The organism is Klebsiella sp. MBT K-1, from assembly GCF_002556465.1.
In the GTDB taxonomy this organism is placed as follows: Bacteria; Pseudomonadota; Gammaproteobacteria; order Enterobacterales; family Enterobacteriaceae; genus Klebsiella; species Klebsiella grimontii.
Window position 1 is genome coordinate 119,535 of sequence record NZ_PDEL01000015.1, and the last position, 18,364, is coordinate 137,898.

The window sequence follows — 18,364 nt, forward strand, 5'->3', positions numbered from 1 at the left end:
AATTGCTTCCGAAAATTAAAAATCGAGCAGTTTTTCTTCGAGTTGTTCCGCACTGCTTCGCAGTTTATCGAGAAAACGCAGCTTGCGCACGGTATCCGCCGCCGCCTCCCACGTCTCGTTATTCAGTTGTTCAACCATCAGCTGATGCCGGGTATCAAATTGCGCTTTGACCCGCTTGATAAAGCTTTCCAGCCGCGCTTCATCCTTCGCTTTGCCTATTTCATCCAGCTCTTCGCGCAGCTCCAGCTGTTCCATCAGGAACGCGGTATCGCGCACGGTGTGCTGCTCGCTGGCGAGATCGAAACCATGAAGCGAAAGGAGATATTCGGCGCGGGTCAGCGGGTGGCGAAGGGTTTGCCACGCCTGATTAATGGTGGCGGACTGCTGCACCGCGGCGAGCTGTTCGGCCGCGCTGCCGCTGGCGAACTTATCGGGGTGATACTGGCGCTGTAGTTCCTGGTACCGGGCAGCCAGGGGTTCTAACGAAAGGGTATAGCTGGCCGGTAACCCGAAGAGGGTAAAATAGTCCATAGCAACCTCAGGGTTAACGAGATAAAGCAAACCCCACGCGCAGCGAGACTACGGTGGGGTCAGGGATAACCGATTACACGTTAAAGCTTTCGCCGCAGCCGCACTCGTCCTTCACGTTCGGGTTGGTGAACTTAAACCCTTCGTTAAGGCCTTCTTTGACGAAGTCCAGCTGCGTACCGTCGAGGAACTGCAAACTTTTGCCGTCGATCACGACCTTCACGCCTTTGTCTTCAAACACGGTGTCTTCTGCCGCTGGTTCGTCAACAAACTCCAGTACATAAGCCATACCTGAACAGCCGGAAGTTCTGACTCCCAGGCGCAGGCCAAACCCTTTACCGCGGTTGGCCAGAAAGGCGTTGACTCGCGCTGCTGCACTGTCGCTTAAAGTAATCGACATAACAAACCTCAACTCTTAATTATTTTGCTTCACGTTTGCTTTTGTAATCCGCAATCGCGGCTTTAATCGCGTCTTCCGCCAGAATAGAGCAGTGAATTTTCACCGGCGGCAGCTCGAGCTCGTCAGCGATATCGGTGTTTTTAATCGCCTGAGCTTCGTCCAGCGATTTCCCTTTTACCCATTCGGTCACCAGGGAGCTGGAAGCAATAGCGGAACCGCAGCCGTAGGTCTTGAAACGCGCGTCTTCAATGATACCTTCATTGTTGACTTTAATCTGCAACTTCATCACGTCGCCGCACGCCGGCGCGCCAACCATACCGCTGCCGACGTTTTCGTCGCTATTGTCGAAAGAACCGACGTTGCGCGGATTCTCGTAATGATCGATAACTTTTTCGCTGTAAGCCATGATGAATTCTCCTTATTGGTGCCGAATTAGTGATGTGACCATTCAATGCTGTTCAGATCCACGCCCTGCTTGAACATTTCCCACAGCGGTGAGAGTTCGCGCAGACGGCCGATGGAGTTGCGGACCAGATTGATGGTGTAGTCAATCTCTTCTTCGGTAGTAAAACGACCTAAAGAGAAACGAATAGAGCTATGCGCCAGCTCGTCGGTCATCCCCAGCGCGCGCAGCACGTAGGACGGCTCGAGGCTTGCGGAAGTACAGGCTGAACCGGAGGAAACCGCCAGGTCTTTCAGCGCCATAATCAGCGACTCGCCTTCAACGTAGTTAAAGCTGACGTTGAGGATATTCGGCGCGCCCTGCTCAAGGTCACCGTTGAGATAAACCTCTTCCATATCTTTCACGCCGTCCCACAGACGGTTACGCAGGCCGCGCAGGCGGGCCATTTCGCTTTCCATCTCTTCTTTCGCGATACGGTAAGCTTCACCCATACCGACGATCTGGTGGACAGGCAGCGTACCGGAACGCATGCCGCGCTCGTGACCGCCGCCGTGCATCTGCGCTTCGATACGAATACGCGGTTTACGACGCACGTACAGCGCGCCGATACCTTTCGGGCCATAGATTTTGTGGCCGGAGAAGGACATCAGGTCAACTTTCAGCTGGCTCAGGTCGATAGGCAGTTTGCCCACGCTCTGGGTCGCGTCAACGTGGTAAATGATACCGCGGGCGCGGCACATCTCGCCGATGGTAGCGATATCCTGCACCACGCCGATTTCGTTATTCACGTGCATAATGGAAACAAGGATGGTGTCATCACGCATCGCGGCTTCCAGTTCTTTTAAATCGATAATGCCGTTACGCTGCGGGGCGAGGTAGGTGACTTCAAACCCTTCGCGCTCCAGCTGACGGCAGGTGTCCAGCACGGCTTTGTGTTCGGTTTTGCTGGTGATGATGTGCTTGCCTTTTTTCTGATAAAAGTTGGCTGCACCTTTAATCGCCAGGTTATCGGATTCCGTCGCGCCGGAGGTAAAGACAATTTCGCGCGGGTCGGCACCGACCAGCTCGGCAATCTGATTACGGGCGATATCTACCGCCTCTTCAGCCTGCCAGCCAAAACGGTGGGAACGGGAGGCCGGGTTACCAAAGGTCCCGTCCAGAGTCAGGAACTGCATCATTTTCTCGGCAACACGCGGGTCCACCGGCGTGGTTGCGGAGTAATCGAGATAGATCGGTAATTTCATTGCTCTATAAACTCCGTACATCGCTTCAATGCAAGGAATCAGGCAACCGGCTGGATGTACGACCGAGTACACAGGATGGCGGAGCATCCCGGCCTGATTCGAAAATCTTTTTTATCTTTTTGGCTCAGCTCGTTTCAGCTTGCAGCCGAATAGCTGCAAGATGAAACTGAACGAGAACTACGCGCGCAGTTTGACGTCAATAGCGTCCTGAGCACGGGTATTACGCTGGGATTCATGGTTGTGCTGACGACCGGAGACATCAAGGATTTCCTGGTTATTCACCAGTTCGCCCAGCGTGATGTTATTCAGAAAACCGGTCAGTCGCTCGCTCAGATCGCGCCACAGCGCGTGAGTAAGACACTTATCGCCGCCCTGGCAGCCGCCTTTGCCCTGACAACGGGTGGCGTCAACGGATTCGTCTACTGCGCTGATAACTTCGCCAACCGCGATGCTACCCGCTTCTTTACCTAACAGATAACCGCCGCCTGGACCACGTACGCTGGAAACCAGACCATTTTTGCGCAGGCGAGAGAACAGCTGTTCCAGATAGGAAAGCGAAATTCCCTGACGCTCTGAAATATCAGCCAACGGAACCGGACCCGATTCAGAGTTGAGCGCAACGTCAAGCATCGCGGTCACGGCATAACGCCCTTTAGATGTCAGTCTCATGTCTTACTTAACCTCAAACTCGCCCCTGCCCGGGCTTTTTATTAATATGGGTATTGCATAGCAAGGCAAGTCTGACATTCCCGAGTAAATTGGTCAACTATTTACTTGACTGTTTTAGTCAGGTATTTGGCTTTCCGTGCCGTTTTACTTAAGCGCGATCTGATGCCCTCCCCCATCGGGGGAGTCGATCGGTAGGCCGGGTAAGCGCAGCGCCCCCCGGCAAACAGACAGCGCTATTCTTTATTCTTCTGCTCAATTGACGCCAGCATACCGCGCAGGATGTTCAGCTCCTGGCTTTCCGGGCGGGCGCGGGTAAACAAACGGCGCAGCTTGTTCATCACCTGGCCCGGATGACTGGCGCGGATAAACCCGGTTGCCAGCAGCGTCTGCTCCAGATGGCCGTAGAAACGCTCTAAATCATCCACCAGTGGATAAGGCGTTTCTTCATGCTCGACGACGGGCTCATTTTGCTCCTGCGCCGCCAGCCATGCCATACGCACTTCATAGGCGATGACCTGCACCGCCATCGCCAGGTTCAGCGAGCTGTATTCCGGGTTAGCGGCAATCGCCACGTGATAGTGACACTTCTGTAGCTCGTCGTTAGTCAGGCCAACGCGTTCGCGGCCAAATACCAGCGCAACCGGCGCATGCTGCGCTTCGGCGACGCTTTTCAGGCCGCATTCGCGCGGATCGAGCATCGGCCACGGCAGCGTGCGGGAGCGGGCGCTGGTTCCGACAACCAGGCTACAGCCCGCCAGCGCTTCATCGAGGGTGTCGACGATGTTGGCATTGCCAATCACGTCGCTGGCGCCGGCCGCCAGAGCGATGGCCTGAGAATCGGGTTTAACCAGCGGATTGACCAGCCAGAGGTTGGTTAACCCCATGGTTTTCATTGCGCGGGCGACAGAGCCCATATTGCCGGTGTGTGAGGTTTCTACCAGTACGATTCGAATATTTTGCAGCATTATGGTTCTTCGGCTAAAGATTATTCGTGCATGCTATCATAAAACGGAGACATAGGCAGATTTCACTGTTACTATATGCGCCGTTTTTTCCCGTTCTTTAACATCCAGTGAGAGAGACCGATGCATCCGATGCTGAACATCGCCGTGCGCGCAGCGCGCAAGGCGGGTAATTTAATTGCCAAGCACTACGAAACCCCTGACTCCGTAGAAACCAGCCAGAAAGGCAGCAATGATTTTGTGACTAACGTCGATAAAGCCGCCGAGGCGATGATTATCGAAACCATTCGCAAATCTTACCCGCAGCACACCATCATCACCGAAGAAAGCGGTGAACACGCAGGTGAAGATCAGGATGTTCAATGGGTTATCGATCCACTGGATGGCACCACCAACTTCGTAAAACGTCTGCCGCACTTCTCCGTGTCCATCGCCGTACGCATTAAAGGCCGTACTGAAGTCGCCGTGGTTTACGATCCGATGCGTAACGAACTGTTCACCGCGACCCGCGGCCAGGGCGCGCAGCTGAACGGCTACCGTCTGCGCGGCAGCAGCGCTCGCGATCTGGATGGCACGATTATCGCCACCGGCTTCCCGTTCAAAGCAAAACAGCACGCGACCTCTTACATGAATATCCTCGGCAACATGTATACCGAATGCGCGGATTTCCGCCGCACCGGTTCCGCGGCCCTGGATCTGGCCTACGTTGCCGCTGGCCGCGTTGACGGCTACTTTGAAATCGCGCTGAAACCGTGGGATTTCGCGGCAGGCGAGCTGATCGCCCGTGAAGCAGGCGCTATCGTCTGCGACTTTACCGGCGGCCATAACTACCTGCTGACCGGCAACATCGTTGCAGGCAACCCGCGCGTTGTAAAAGCCATGCTGGCCAATATGCGCGAGCATCTGAGCGAAGCGCTGAAGCGTTAATCTCTCACTGAATGAAAAGCAAAAAGGAAGCCGCGGCTTCCTTTTTTTATCCCGTTAAAACGGACGCAGGCCGCCGCCCGGAGGTATCGCACTACTCCACATCACGATAGCCGCCGCCAGCAAAATCACGCCGCCGGCCAGCGCCAGCGTCGCCCAGCCTACCTGCTTCCATGGCGCCGGCGCCCGGTTCGCGCTCAGCCTGACCGCCAGTTGACGGAATCCGTGAACCAGCAGCGCCAGCGCGCTAATGGTGAGCGAGGTTCCCGCCGCCATCGCCATCGCGGCCGCCATCCCCCAGCCAAATACGCCGATAACCTTACTGAACAGCAGCACCATAATGGCTCCGGAGCAGGGCCGCATCCCCATCGACAGCACAATCGCCAGCCGCGCCCGCCAGTCATCGCCGCTTTGCAGCTGTTCCGGCGCCGGTAGATGCTGATGCCCGCAGCCGCAGTTGGCGTGATGAACATGATGCGGGGTAAAAGCGGTAAATTTCGGTCGCCGCAGCAGCATCCGCAGCTTTTTCAGCGCCCGCCAGCACAGCAACAGGCCCAGCGCGCCGACCAGCAAATAGCTTCCCTTTTCCAGCCAGAAGCTGCTCAGGTGCAGCGCTCTTGCCGGAAGACGTAGCAGGGTAAGCACGACCACCACTAAAGCGATGGCCACCAGCCCCTGCAGCAGCGAGGCGGCCAGGGTCAGGCCAATGCTGGATTTCAGCTTCGAAGGATGGGTCGCCAGCCAGGTGGTAATCACCACTTTACCGTGCCCCGGCCCCAGCGCGTGCAGGACGCCGTAGACGAAGCTAAACCCCAGCAGCGACAGCCCGGCGGCGGAGGGATTTTCCGCTACCGCCTGCAGAAGCCGGCTTAGTTCAAGATTCAGCGCGCGCTGCCAGACCGCGCTTTGCAGCAGCACCTGCGGCCAGGCCTGCCATAGCCAGAAGCCAGCCCCTGCCGCCAGCAGCAAAAAGAGCGCCAGCGGCCAAAGCTGACGCCAGCGCGGAGAACGGCTGTTTTGAGTAAAAATCAGCGACATTGCAGCGTCACCTTTTGCGCGAAGTAATTCCCCAGTTCCATATCCTCCGGCGGCGCATCCGCTTTATCCAGCGACTGCGCGTAGGACAACATTTTTTCGTTAGGCTTCGGCGTCATCACTTTTGCCGAGCAGCTTGTCTTCATCGCCGCCGGCAGAGCGAAATCAGCGTCTTTGTCATAATACATATCAACGTAATAGGTCGGGTCGTAGGTTGAAAAGGTAAAGGTTTGCCCGGCCAGAGGCTGCGGCTTCGCCAGCGGTAGGGTAAAGGTGAGCACCGCCTGATGGCCGCTGCGCTCCAGGCCATAGCCGTCGGGTCGATTATCAAACTTTACCCGCTGGCCGTTATGCCATAGCTCGCTGAAATAGTGCTGGCCCAGCACGTTCGCCATCACTTCCGCCGCCAGCTTTTTCCAGATTTCGCTACCGGGTTTAGCGTTGCCCGCATCATAGAGCAGATCGGCGGAGGTGATTTCATCCATCGTCCAGCGCATTTTAAAGCCGGTGAGCAGGCCATTTTCCGCCACGGCCTCCGTTTGCAAACTGATGAAACTGTGCGGATGCGCCGCCGCGGATAGCGATAAAAACATGAAAAACGCTGCGCTGACGCATTGTTTCACTCTCTTCATCTGTTCCTCACGTGAAAAATTCTGTGAACCGCGCCAGCAATCCTGATGTAAAGACGCGGGCGTGCCCTGCTCACCCTGAATACATTAACTACGCTTAACGAAAACCCTAACTGGAACTAACCGGATGATGACAGTGATTGAACCACCATCTGTGCTTTCCAGTCCACAGCGCCGTAGCCAGGTGCTCCTGATGTTTTATCTGCCCGGGCAATCCGTGACGCCCGAATGGCTGGGTAGCCTCACTCAGGTTGATGAGGATACCGCCAGGCAGGACATCGCGGAGACGGGACGCGAAATTCAGCGTTATCACCGCTTGACCCTGACTTCACAAGCGGACGGCAGCTATCGGATGGAAGGCGCCGCGCTCGATCAACGCTTGTGCCTGCTGCACGCTCTGCGCCGCGGGCTGCGTCTATGCCCGCATTTTGTCAGCCACCATTTTACCCCGGCATTAAAAACGCAGCTTAAACAGCAAGGTATCGCGCGCACGCTGTATGACGACACCAATCTCCAGGCCCTGGTGAACCGCTGCGCCCGGACCCTGAACCGGCAGTTTGACTGCCGCGACGTGCATTTTCTGCGTCTTTATTTACAGTATTGTTTACTGCAGCACCACCTTGGGCAGAGCCCCTCTTTCACCCACGAGCAGCAGCGCTGGGCGCAGGCCGCCGCCGAGTTTACCCTCGCGGAGGAGATTGTTCGCCACTGGCAGCGTCGGGTGGCGACGACGCCCCATGCCGGAGAACAGCTGTTTCTGACCCTGCTGTTTATGCTGCTGAAAACCCCCGATCCCATCCGCGACGGGCACCAGCAGGACCGGCGTCTGCATCTGGCCATCTCCGGGCTGATTCACCGCTTTCAGAACCTGGCGGGGCGTCCGTTCAGCGATGAGCAGGGTCTAAGCGATCAGCTCTATATACACCTCTCGCAGGCGCTACACCGCAGCGTTTTCGCTATCGGTATCGATAACGCGTTGCCAGAGGAGATTGGCCGTCTGTATCCCCGTTTGATGCGCACCACTCAGGCGGCGCTGGAGGAGTTCGAAGCCAGCTGGCAGGTCCGCTTTAGCCAGGAGGAAGTCAGTTTAATCGCGGTGATTTTCGGCGCGTGGTTGATGCAAAAAAACGATCTGCAGGAGAAGCAGGTGGTTCTGCTTACCGATGATAATCCTGACCTTGAGCAGTCGCTGGAGCAGCAGCTGCGCGAGTTAACCCTGCTGCCGCTCAATATCAAGTATTTGAGCGTAAGCACCTTTCAGAAAGAGGGCGCGCCGAAGGAAGTGACGCTGATCGTCACTCCCTATACCACGGCGCTACCGCTGTTTTCACCGCCGCTGTTTCATGCCGACGAGACGTTCAGCGCTCATCAGCAGCAGCAGATTTGCAAGATGCTCGAGGCCTAAGCCACCGCTTTTGGCCGCACCACCAGCGCCGGTAAGGCCACCAGCGCCATCACCCAGAAAACGCCCTGGTGCAGATGCTGGTAGAGAAAGCCGGCAAATACCGTCATTACCGCAATGCTGCCGCCCATCGCTACTGCGGAGTAGACAGCCTGCAGGCGGATCACTTCGCTTCCCTGGCGAGCCGCGATATAGCGCATCGCCGCCAGATGGCACACCGTAAAGGTGCCGCAGTGGAGGATCTGCGCGACGATAAGCCAGGGTAGCGCCGTCGTCCAGCCCATTAGCGTCCAGCGAATCACTCCGCACGCCGCGGACAGCAGCAGCAGATCGCGGGCACTAAAACGGCGGAAGACTTTTTTGCTCAGCGCGAAAATCACCACCTCCGCCACCACGCCCAGCGACCACAAATAGCCCACGGCGGAGGCGGAATACCCCGCCTCCTGCCAGTAGATTGCGCTGAACCCATAGTAGGCGGCGTGCGCCCCCTGCAGCAAACAGACGCAGGCGAGGAAGCGCCAGCTTTGCCGCACCAGCGTAAGCCAGGCCGACAGCCCGGCCGCTTCCTGGTGGCGGGATTCCCCCTGCGGCTGCACCGACGGTTTCAGCAGCATGCCGATCAGCATTGACGCGATACCGATGCTGAGCATCACCAGAATCATCCGGTAGTCATACAGGCTGACCAGCTTCCCGGTCAGTGCCGAGCCAATCACGAAAGCGATCGATCCCCACAGGCGCACGCGCCCGTAGTCCATGGTGATCTGCTTTTGCCAGGTATTCGCCAGCGCGTCGGTCAGCGGCACCAGCGGCGAGAAAAAGAGGTTAAAGCCGACGATAATCACCATTAGCCAGGCGACCTGGTGGCCGATCCAAAATGCGAGCGCGAAGAGCAGCGTCAGCAGCGCCAGAATGCGCAGAGAAGAGATAAGACGGGACGGGTCGCTGACCCGCGGGGCAATCAGCAGGCTGCCAAGAAATCGCGACACCAGCCCGGCGCCGAGCAGCATGCCGATCGTTTCCGGCGTCAGGCCAAGTCCGGAAAGCCAGACGCTCCAGAAAGGCAGGAAGATGCCGTAGCTAAAGAAGTAGGTGAAATAACTTAGCGCCAGCCAGCGCGTGGAGTGCAAGACCATAATTCCCTCCCGAATGGAGGCGACAGTCTGGCGATAAAGCGGGGCGGGTGCAAGATGCCCTCGCCCCATAAATGGCGCTACTCGCGCCCCTGAACGTCTATTTTTAGCGAAAAATTCAGCGTATCTCCGGCGCCCAAAACCCGCAGCCCCGGCTGACCGTCCATGTTATGGGCGTTTACCGGGTGAGTTTGCGGCTCGAGGCAAAGGAACGGTTCACCCTGCATTCTGAAGAGCATCAACCACGAAGTTTGCGAAAGAATTGCGATATTCATCACATTACTTACTATCCTCGCTCGTCCACTCCAGCCGGAATAGCCGACGTTTAGCCAGCGATCCTCACCGTACTGCGGGTGACTGAAATCGGCATAGCCGGGAAGATGGCTTTGCCAGTTCAGAGGAAGGTGCTGTTCCCCTTCCGGCCAGTAGCCACTGGCGGCAAACTGCACCGTGCTGCGCTTATCAAAGGAGAAAAAGGGATGAAAACCGCAGCCGTAGGGGATAGGCGTGCTACCGCAGTGGGTAAGCGTCAGCGACGCTATCAGTTGGTTACGCAGCAACTGATAGCGGATCTGCGCCAGGTAATCGAAACCGCAGACATGTTGCCGACGCAGCTGTAACACGCAAAAATCGCCGCCGCACGCAATGATATCCCAGCACTGCAGCCAACCGTCGCCGTGGAGAAAAAAATGCGCGTCGGCGTGGTGACGTGGCAGGACTATCTCGCGGCCCTGAAAAATAAAGCGATTTCCGGCAACGCGATTGGCCATCGGCAGCATCGGAAACATGCCGCCAGCGGGATTTTCATATAGCACCGGCGCCTGATATTGCCGCGAGAATAAACTTTGCACTTTGCCGCCCAGAGAAGAGACGCACATCCGCAGATGCGCGTTCTCCATAATCCACTCTTCCGCCATTAGCGCGTCTGCTCCTGCTTCGCCGCATTAACGCCCGTATGGCGTTGCGCCAGCTGTTCTTCCAGGGCTTCGAGAGTGATCCCCTTTGTTTCCGGCACGTTGCGCAGAATATAGAGATAGCCGGCAGCGCAAATGATGCCATACAGCAAGAAGCTGCCCGCCGCGCCCAGTCCGGCATTAAGCAGCGGGAAAGTGTAGGTTAACAAGAAACAGGCAATCCACAGCGCCAGGGTACCTAAAGACATGGCAAGTCCGCGAACGCGGTTGGGGAAGATTTCCGCCAGCAGTACCCAGGTGACCGGCGCCAGGGTCAAGGCGTAAATGGCAATAGCCGCCAGCACCAGCAGCAGTACCGGCCAGCCCATAATGCCCATGGCGTAAGCGCCGGCAATCAGCACATAGATCAGCGTCAAGCCTGAAGCGCCAAGCAGCATCAGTTTACGGCGGCCGATTTTATCCACCAGCGGCAGCGCGGCGAGGGTAAATACCAGGTTTACAACCCCCGTCGCGACGATCGATTTAAGCGTGCTGTTAATATCGAAGCCCGCTGAGGCAAAAATCTCCTGTGCGTAGTTAAAGATGACGTTGATTCCGCACCACTGCTGGAAAACGGCGAGAACCATGCCAATGATCACGATCGGTTTCACCTGCGGAGCCAGCAGTGCGCCATAGGATACTTTATGGTTATCTTTTTCCAGCGTGTGCGCGATGTCGCGTAATATTCTGTCGGCATAGTCGGCGGAACCAATGCGTTCCAGCGCGGCTCGGGCACGCTCCGGCTTACCGGCCTTCATGAGCCAGCGCGGCGATTCGGGAACAAAAAACATCAGTACCAGAAACGCCAGCGCCGGAACCAGTTCTGCGCCGAACATCCAGCGCCAGCCCATCTGCCCGTTCCAGGTTTCTACAATCATTTGCTGCGTCGCCCCCGTCTCTACGGGTTCCGCAATCATCAGGTTAATAAGCTGAGCGGCCAGCACGCCAATCACGATAGTGAGCTGGTTGACCGCCACAAAGCGCCCTCTTTTTTCTGCCGGGCTGACTTCGGCGATGTAAAGCGGGCTGAGAGCGGATGCCAGACCAATCCCCACACCGCCCACAATGCGGTAAACCACAAACATGTCGAAACTGCTGGCGACCGCCGTCCCCCACGCGGAAGCGCTGAACAGTACGGCGGAAAGTATTAATGGCAGCTTGCGCCCGAGTTTATCGGCGCACCATCCCGAGATTAATGCGCCGAAAACGCAGCCCACCAGCGCCGAGCTCATTGCCCAGCCGGACTGCGCCGGGTCGGTAATGGAAAACCAGGCTTCATAAAACGGCTTTGCGCCGCCAATGACTACCCAGTCATAGCCAAACAGTAAACCACCGCAGGCGGCGACCAGACAGATAGTCCAGACGTAGCCCATTTTCAGATGTGTCTGCGCGTTATTCATAATGATTCCTCTATAAGGGAAACGCAGGGAACAGTAGGATTCAGGCGGGCCAGGCCCGCCCGTTTCAGGTTCAGGAAAACATGCCGCTTTGCAGGGCGTGGCGAATCAGATGCGCCTTATCATGAGCCGGGTTCAGCTGCAGCAGTTGCTGCATCGCCTGCTGGCTGGCGGATAAGTTGCCCAGCCCCAGATGGCCCAACGCTTCAATAAACAAACAGTGCTGCTGGTGCTGCTGCTGCGCTGAGACATCAAGCACCACCAAATCCGGGAGAGAGACGGCAAAAAAGTCGGCTTGCGGAACGTCATCCCGATGCTGCCCGGCCCAGGCGATAAAATTCTGGAAGTGCTGCTCGGCCTGCGCCGGGTTACCGCCCTTACGCAGCGCGATGCCCTGCCAGAAAAGGTAATCAGCGGGCTGATCGTTGTAGTAACGCCCGGCGTCCAGCGTTGAGCCTCCTTGTAGGGCAAGCTGGTAATATTCCGCTGCCTGCTGTGCATCCCCAGCCTGTTCCGTGCAGTAGCCCAGCAAATACCAGATATCGTTGTCCGTCTGCCCGGGCAGTCGCCCCTCCCCCAGATTATCGGGATAGCGTAATGCGTCTTTCAGACAGTGCGCGGCCTGCGTAAACGCCTCGCGTTCGATAAACTGCAAAGCCCGATGCAGCTGATTGAGCAAATACTGACCGGTGATTCTCCCTTCCCCGCCTTCCCAGGGATGAAACACGCGCGTACCGAGAATAGCGGCGGCATCGGCATAATGGCCGGCCGCGTTCCACAGGCTTAGCAGCTCAGCGGTCAGATCGTCCCGCTTCAGCACCACCGCTTTGCGCGCCGCCAGCGTTTCCAGTCGTTCGTTTACCGGCGTACCCAGCGATTTTTTCAGGAAATCAAGCTCAAAGAGGAAGCGCGCATTTTCGGGCTCAAGCTCTACGGCCCGCTGCAGATAAGCCAGCGCCTGCGCGGCATCCTGTTGTTTGTTCCAAGCGTAGACCCCGAGCAGGCGATGAGCGGGCGCGTAGTCGGGAGATTTTTCCAGCGTCTCGCGCCAGCAGCTGACCGCCTCTTCATAGCGACGTTTGCTGTACCAGAAACAACCGAGCAGATAGCGGGCAAAAGCGCTATCGCTCAGAGTTTGCAGCATCCGGACTTCATCGAGCGTATTGGGGAAACGCACTTTTTGCGGATGGCAGCGCTCGGCTTCGGCAATTAACTGTTGCCGTTTATTCGCGTCATCACTTAACGAGGCGCGCCACAGCATCGGCAGCGCTTCCTGGCAATCCAGAACCTCAAGCACCTCCTTCGCCGCCTGCTTCTGACCGATGGAGAGCAGCCAGCCCGCCAGCAGGCTGCCGTTGATCCCTCTGCGCCCCGTTACCCGCAGCAGGTTCTCTCGCGCTTCGTCGCCGGGCTCAATCATCCAGCGCACGCAGTGCAGCGGATAGCTCAACGGGTATGGTTTAAGGCAGGCGAAAATATACTCCTGCGCCGCTTTCGTCCGCCCGCTCTTCGCTAACGCCAGCGCTTTCAGCCCCATAGCCAGATGGTTGCTGGCGTTGAACTGCAGGCTGGTGTTGACCTTTTCCAGCGCGTCGACCGTATCACCGCGCTTCATCGCCAGCCGCGCCAGCGCCCACCATGCAGCATCGCGGCAGTTACCGCTCCAGGATGCTTTGTAATAGTGATCCCAGGCGCCTTGTTCATCTCCCTGCCTTTCCAGCGCGCTGGCAAGCAGCATACTGGCTTCGCCATCGCGCGGATTTTTATTCAGACGATGAGCGCGAAGTAGCGCGGCGCGGGCACATTGCTCCGCTAAAACCCAGTCGGCCTGGTTAAACGCCAGCGTCCCGAGAGCAACATTATTACGATAATCCTGCGGATCGAGGGCTATCGCCCGGCGATAGTAATCTGCGGCATAGCGGCTGGCGTGATTGTATTGTTCAAGATGCTGGCCGATAAAATAGAGCTCATCACCGTTGTGAATCTCTTCAGGCATCGCCGGCGCAGAGGCCGGTTCGGGCAGCGACGTCTGCTGAGTAATATGTTCGCGATAATCCAGCAGCAGCTGGTTGTCTGCGGTTTTTACCTTAATGGTCAAACGACCGGCGTCATTTTGCGGCAGCGTATGCCGCCAGCTCTCTCCCGGCTTCAGCGTAAGCTGAGTCTCATACAGCTGCTGCTTTTCCGAGCTGAGTTCAACAACAATATTTTCCAGCGGCGCAATGGCGTAAACGCCGAGCTGCAGCTGCTCAGAATCGCGAACCAGCTTCAGCGCCAGCTGCGTATTGGCATTTTGCACCATCCCCAGCTCGCTATAGGGAAGGAAATTTTGCACAAACACCTTCTCTTCATAAGGCGCAAGCCAGGTAAAGTCAGGCTGGTTATCGGTGTAGACGCCGGTCATTAGCTCAATATAGGGGCCGTTTTCATCCGTCAGATTGCGGTCCCACGCCTGGCCAAAGTCGCCATAGCCCCAGCTCCACTGTTTTTTGCCCGGCGAAACGTGGTGGTCGGCGACATGCAGTAGCCCACCGCGCTCGTCGTGGTGATAAGCGCCGACAAAATCGTAGTCCGATTTCTCCGCCATATACGAGGTGGGTACAGGAACGTTTTTATAACGGGAGATATCGACGCCCGCAGAATAGTCGACTTTGTAGTAGGTGCCGGTGGCAATAGGGAAAGCGGAAACATCACGCTTGCCGTGATCGAACACGGCGGTGACGTCGGGCGGAAAAACGCTCTGATGAGCATCGCCGCCTTTTACCGCCGGGTTGGCCCACCACAGGAAATGACGCGGCGTGGCGTTACCGTTAAAGACCTTGCCGGTAATTTCAATCAGCGCGCGGTCAGGATAAAGTGTAAACCCGGTCATGACCTGCAAACCGCGCATGGGCTCCGCTTCCCCCATCCATACGGTCTGCACGCCGTTTTCCCCGCACTGGATCGAAAAGTCGACCGGCATAAAGGTCGTCGGGCGATGATGCTGCGGCCAGTTGAACTCGATACCGCCGGAGATCCAGGGCCCCAGCAGCCCCACCAGGGCGGGCTTCACCACTTCATTGTAATACACGAAATCGCGCTGTTTAACCTTGTCATACGCCCGATGTATACGGCCGCCGAGTTCCGGTAACAGCATAATTCGAATGAAATCATTCTCCATCCACACTGCCTGATAATCGCGCATCTCACGTTCGCCGGTCAGGGTGTCAATCACGCCGTAGGGATAGACGTTACCGGAAGAACCTTGATAAACGCGTTTTTCCAGAAACATAGGGTTCGGATCCTCCGCCCCCGTTGTCCACGTAGGTAATGTAATTATTTCCTGCCAGACCTTAACCGAACCGTACATGACGCCTCCACTAAACAAAGTAAGGTAAAATTCGCTATGAGAGGAGTTTATATCGTCACTTAGCTGCTAAAATGCGCAATGCTCACGCTATATAGTTAAGGGAGTTAAGTGTATGCAGCGTACCGGTTTAAATAACGCCCGGGTCAGACAGACCAATAAATCCATTTTTCTGGCTCATCTCTGGCGGGAGAAGCAACTGAGTAAATCCCAGCTTTCTCAGCTCACCGGACTCTCTATTCCGGCGGTGAGCAATATTCTTGAAGAGCTGCTCAGCGAGGGACTGATCGACCATTCCACGGAAAAAATGAGCAAACGCGGAATGAACAGCGGAAGCTACCAGATCCCCGCGCGCGGAGCCTGGACACTATGCATGAATATCACGCCAACCAGTATTGAGTATCAGCTTGCCGACGCCCGTCTACTGGCAGTTGACGGCTGCCAGCATTTGCCCATCGACGCGCCTACGCCGCAGGCCCTGCTGGAGAGCATTATTGCATGCTGGCGGCGTATCCACCGGCTCTACCCGCAGCACAGTATTCATCTGGCGCTTGGCGTCCATGGTCAGGTAGATCCGATAACCGGCGTTTCACAAACCATGCCCCAGGCGCGCTGGAAAACGCCGATTGAAATAAAGTATCTGCTGGAAGAACAGCTCGGCGTGCAGGTGCGGGTAGATAATGACTGCGTGATGCTGGCGCTGGCCGAGAAATGGCAGCATCAGGGCCCACAACCGGATTTTTGCGTGATCAACGTCGATTACGGTATTGGCTCATCGTTTGTGATTAACGATCAGATTTATCGAGGAAGCCTCTACGGCAGCGGGCAGATTGGACACACGATTGTGAATCCTGACGGCAAGGCCTGCGACTGCGGCAGATACGGCTGTCTTGAAACCGTAGCCTCCCTCAGCGCGTTGAAAAAACAGGCGCGAATGTGGCTCAAAACCCAGCCTGAGGCGCAGCGCTCCCCGGAGCAGTTAACCACGGCATCGCTCATTGAGGCCTGGGAAAAGGGGGACGTGCATATTCGCGCATGGGTTGACAGCGCGGCCAACGCCATTGGCTTAAGCCTTTATAATTTCTTGAATATTTTGAATATTAATCAGATCTGGCTATACGGTCGCAGCTGTGCCTTTGGCGAACAGTGGCTGGAAAGTATCGTTAAACAAACCGGCTTTAATCCCTTTGACCACGGCGATACGCCGAGAGCGCACGCCACTCAAATCGGCTTTGGCACACTGACCCGCGCCCAGCAGCTGATGGGGATCGGTTATCTGTATGTTGAGGAGCAATTGCAGACGCTGCGTTAATCATCAGGAGGACGTGGCGGAGCGCAAATTTGTGTATTACGTTTAAATCACACGTCTCTTATAACGAGCTGATTATGAACACTCTACGCTACTTTGATTTTGGTTCCTCCCGCTCTCTGCTGCTGCTGATTGCGCGTATCGCGGTAGTGGTGCTGTTTATTCTTTTCGGTTATCCCAAGCTGCTCGGCTTTAGCGGCACGGTGCAGTATATGGCCTCCTCCGGCGCGCCGATGCCAACGCTTGCGGCCATCATTGCCATTATTATGGAGGTGCCGGCGGCCATTTTAATTGTGCTGGGCTTTTTCACCCGCCCTCTGGCGGTGATCTTTATTTTTTATACTCTTGGCACCGCGGTAATAGGCCATCACTACTGGGATATGTCTGGCGATGCGGTGCTGCCGAACATGATTAACTTCTGGAAAAACGTCAGCATTGCCGGCGCCTTCCTGCTGCTGGCAATAACCGGGCCCGGCGCTATTTCCCTCGATCGACGCTAATCTTCAGACGCAAAAAAGGCCGCGATTGCGGCCTTTTTAATTTTAACGACTACGATTACGCATAAACCGGGAAGCGGGAGCAGATGTCCAGCACTTTGCCCTTCACGCGCTCAATGACCGCTTCATCATTGATGTTGTCCAGCACGTCGCACATCCAGCCGGCCAGCTCTTTCACTTCCGCTTCTTTAAAGCCGCGACGGGTGACCGCCGGAGAACCGATACGGATACCGGAGGTCACAAACGGGCTCTTCGGATCGTTCGGTACGCTGTTTTTGTTGACCGTGATGTTGGCGCGACCCAGCGCAGCGTCAGCTTCTTTACCGGTCAGGTTTTTATCCACCAGATCCAGCAGGAACAGATGGTTTTCAGTGCCGCCGGAAACCACTTTGTAGCCGCGGTTCAGGAACACTTCGACCATCGCTTTGGCGTTTTTCGCTACCTGCTGCTGGTAAACTTTGAACTCTGGCTCCATCGCTTCTTTCAGCGCAACCGCTTTGGCCGCAATAACGTGCATCAGCGGGCCGCCCTGAGCGCTCGGGAATACGGCGGAGTTCAGTTTTTTGTACAGTTCTTCGCTACCGCCTTTCGCCAGGATCAGGCCGCCGCGCGGACCCGCCAGGGTTTTGTGGGTGGTGGTAGTCACGACGTGAGCATGCGGAACCGGGTTCGGGTACACGCCTGCGGCAATCAGGCCGGCAACGTGGGCCATGTCAACGAACAGGTATGCGCCAATGCTGTCAGCGATTTCGCGCATTTTTGCCCAGTCAACGATACCGGAGTAGGCAGAGAAACCACCGATAATCATCTTCGGTTTGTGTTCCTGAGCCTGCTTCGCCATATCTTCGTAGTCAATTTTGCCGGACTCATCAATGCCGTAAGGAATGATGTTATACAGTTTGCCTGAGAAGTTAACCGGAGAACCGTGAGTCAGGTGACCGCCTTGCGCCAGGTTCATACCCAGAACGGTGTCGCCCGGCTGCAGCAGAGCGGTATAGACCGCGAAGTTGGCCTGGGAACCGGAGTGCGGCTGCACGTTAGCGTAGTCAGCGCCAAACAGCTCTTTCGCGCGGTCGATAGCCAGTTGCTCCACGATATCGACGTATTCACAACCGCCGTAGTAGCGCTTACCCGGATAGCCTTCAGCGTATTTGTTAGTCAGCTGAGAGCCCTGCGCCTGCATAACGCGTGGGCTGGTGTAGTTTTCGGAGGCGATCAGTTCGATGTGCTCTTCCTGACGTACTTTTTCTTGCTCCATAGCCTGCCACAGTTCGGCATCATAATCGGCAATGTTCATTTCACGCTTTAACATCCGCATCTCCTGACTCAGCTAACAATAGAATTTCGGCCTTAAAAGGCGGTCCGATTGGACAACGGCCCACAGTATAACTGAATCATTCTGTGATAACAGGTCTTGACAAAGGATTTTACGCAAACGATTGGCTCCGCGTAACACAAGGCTTTGAGCAATAAAGCTCCTGCAATTATCAACGGATTTGTTTTCAGGTTTGTGATGCGAATATTTCATGTTGTCAC

Annotated in this window: 17 protein-coding genes; 4 read left to right on the forward strand and 13 right to left on the reverse strand. The window is 56.3% G+C overall.

The window, feature by feature from the left end; translation table 11 throughout:
* Positions 1 to 15: 15 nt before the first annotated feature.
* The 6 genes from hscB to trmJ all read right to left on the reverse strand — a co-directional run bounded on the left by hscB (position 16) and on the right by trmJ (position 4,209).
* The gene (gene hscB / locus CMQ96_RS21690) at positions 16 to 531 is read right to left on the reverse strand and encodes a co-chaperone HscB (RefSeq protein ID WP_004104505.1); all 516 of its coding nucleotides are present in this window, start codon (positions 529 to 531) and stop codon (positions 16 to 18) included.
* 73 nt (positions 532 to 604) lie between these two features.
* Entirely contained in the window at positions 605 to 928 is a 324-nt protein-coding gene (gene iscA, locus CMQ96_RS21695) for an iron-sulfur cluster assembly protein IscA (RefSeq protein WP_002913979.1), read from the reverse strand.
* Between the two features lie 19 nt (positions 929 to 947).
* Positions 948 to 1,334 carry a Fe-S cluster assembly scaffold IscU gene (gene iscU, locus CMQ96_RS21700; RefSeq protein WP_002913991.1) on the reverse strand — a complete coding sequence of 129 codons (387 nt, stop codon included), beginning with the start codon at positions 1,332 to 1,334 and terminating at the stop codon, positions 948 to 950.
* 26 nt (positions 1,335 to 1,360) lie between these two features.
* Entirely contained in the window at positions 1,361 to 2,575 is a 1,215-nt protein-coding gene (iscS, locus tag CMQ96_RS21705; RefSeq protein ID WP_004134936.1) for a cysteine desulfurase, read from the reverse strand.
* A gap of 177 nt (positions 2,576 to 2,752) precedes the next feature.
* On the reverse strand, positions 2,753 to 3,244 hold the full coding sequence (gene iscR / locus CMQ96_RS21710) for a Fe-S cluster assembly transcriptional regulator IscR (RefSeq protein ID WP_004104510.1): 492 nt from the start codon (positions 3,242 to 3,244) through the stop codon (positions 2,753 to 2,755).
* 233 nt (positions 3,245 to 3,477) lie between these two features.
* The gene (trmJ, locus tag CMQ96_RS21715; protein ID WP_004134934.1) at positions 3,478 to 4,209 is read right to left on the reverse strand and encodes a tRNA (cytosine(32)/uridine(32)-2'-O)-methyltransferase TrmJ; all 732 of its coding nucleotides are present in this window, start codon (positions 4,207 to 4,209) and stop codon (positions 3,478 to 3,480) included.
* Positions 4,210 to 4,329: 120 nt separating this feature from the next.
* Here trmJ and suhB point away from each other — a divergent pair, with 120 nt between their 5' ends.
* Entirely contained in the window at positions 4,330 to 5,133 is an 804-nt protein-coding gene (gene suhB / locus CMQ96_RS21720) for an inositol-1-monophosphatase (RefSeq protein WP_024359357.1), read from the forward strand.
* Between the two features lie 54 nt (positions 5,134 to 5,187).
* On the opposite strand, the gene CMQ96_RS21725 is transcribed toward suhB, so the two are convergent.
* Positions 5,188 to 6,168 (reverse strand): nickel/cobalt transporter, encoded by a 981-nt coding sequence (locus CMQ96_RS21725; RefSeq protein ID WP_064410815.1) that lies wholly within the window; start codon positions 6,166 to 6,168, stop codon positions 5,188 to 5,190.
* Complete coding sequence (locus CMQ96_RS21730; protein WP_049085708.1) at positions 6,159 to 6,797, reverse strand: DUF1007 family protein; 639 nt, start codon at positions 6,795 to 6,797, stop codon at positions 6,159 to 6,161. Before CMQ96_RS21730 ends, CMQ96_RS21725 begins: the two co-directional genes overlap by 10 nt.
* Positions 6,798 to 6,921: 124 nt before the next feature.
* Here CMQ96_RS21730 and csiE point away from each other — a divergent pair, with 124 nt between their 5' ends.
* A complete protein-coding gene (csiE, locus tag CMQ96_RS21735; protein WP_004134927.1) occupies positions 6,922 to 8,199 on the forward strand; it encodes a stationary phase inducible protein CsiE in 1,278 nt (425 codons plus the stop codon).
* Here csiE and CMQ96_RS21740 read toward each other — a convergent pair.
* The 4 genes from CMQ96_RS21740 to CMQ96_RS21755 all read right to left on the reverse strand — a co-directional run bounded on the left by CMQ96_RS21740 (position 8,196) and on the right by CMQ96_RS21755 (position 15,025).
* On the reverse strand, positions 8,196 to 9,329 hold the full coding sequence (locus CMQ96_RS21740; RefSeq protein ID WP_004134925.1) for a 3-phenylpropionate MFS transporter: 1,134 nt from the start codon (positions 9,327 to 9,329) through the stop codon (positions 8,196 to 8,198). The two genes, csiE and CMQ96_RS21740, sit on opposite strands and share 4 nt — an antisense overlap.
* Before the next feature lie 77 nt (positions 9,330 to 9,406).
* On the reverse strand, positions 9,407 to 10,243 hold the full coding sequence (locus CMQ96_RS21745; protein WP_098067316.1) for an aldose 1-epimerase: 837 nt from the start codon (positions 10,241 to 10,243) through the stop codon (positions 9,407 to 9,409).
* Positions 10,243 to 11,679, reverse strand: a complete 1,437-nt coding sequence (locus CMQ96_RS21750) for a sugar porter family MFS transporter (protein ID WP_016809513.1) — start codon at positions 11,677 to 11,679, stop codon at positions 10,243 to 10,245. The genes CMQ96_RS21745 and CMQ96_RS21750 overlap by 1 nt, the downstream gene beginning before the upstream one ends.
* A 70-nt stretch (positions 11,680 to 11,749) precedes the next feature.
* Positions 11,750 to 15,025, reverse strand: coding sequence for a DUF5107 domain-containing protein (locus CMQ96_RS21755; protein WP_098067317.1), 3,276 nt, complete (start codon positions 15,023 to 15,025; stop codon positions 11,750 to 11,752).
* Positions 15,026 to 15,137: 112 nt separating this feature from the next.
* Between CMQ96_RS21755 and CMQ96_RS21760 the strand changes: the two genes are divergently transcribed.
* Together CMQ96_RS21760 and CMQ96_RS21765 are read left to right on the forward strand one after the other, a co-directional pair.
* Positions 15,138 to 16,334, forward strand: a complete 1,197-nt coding sequence (locus tag CMQ96_RS21760) for an ROK family transcriptional regulator (RefSeq protein WP_098067318.1) — start codon at positions 15,138 to 15,140, stop codon at positions 16,332 to 16,334.
* 74 nt (positions 16,335 to 16,408) lie between these two features.
* On the forward strand, positions 16,409 to 16,831 hold the full coding sequence (locus tag CMQ96_RS21765; RefSeq protein WP_004123642.1) for a DoxX family protein: 423 nt from the start codon (positions 16,409 to 16,411) through the stop codon (positions 16,829 to 16,831).
* A 55-nt stretch (positions 16,832 to 16,886) separates the two neighbouring features.
* Here CMQ96_RS21765 and glyA read toward each other — a convergent pair whose 3' ends face one another.
* Positions 16,887 to 18,140, reverse strand: a complete 1,254-nt coding sequence (glyA, locus tag CMQ96_RS21770; protein ID WP_004134918.1) for a serine hydroxymethyltransferase — start codon at positions 18,138 to 18,140, stop codon at positions 16,887 to 16,889.
* Between the last annotated feature and the right edge of the window lie 224 nt (positions 18,141 to 18,364).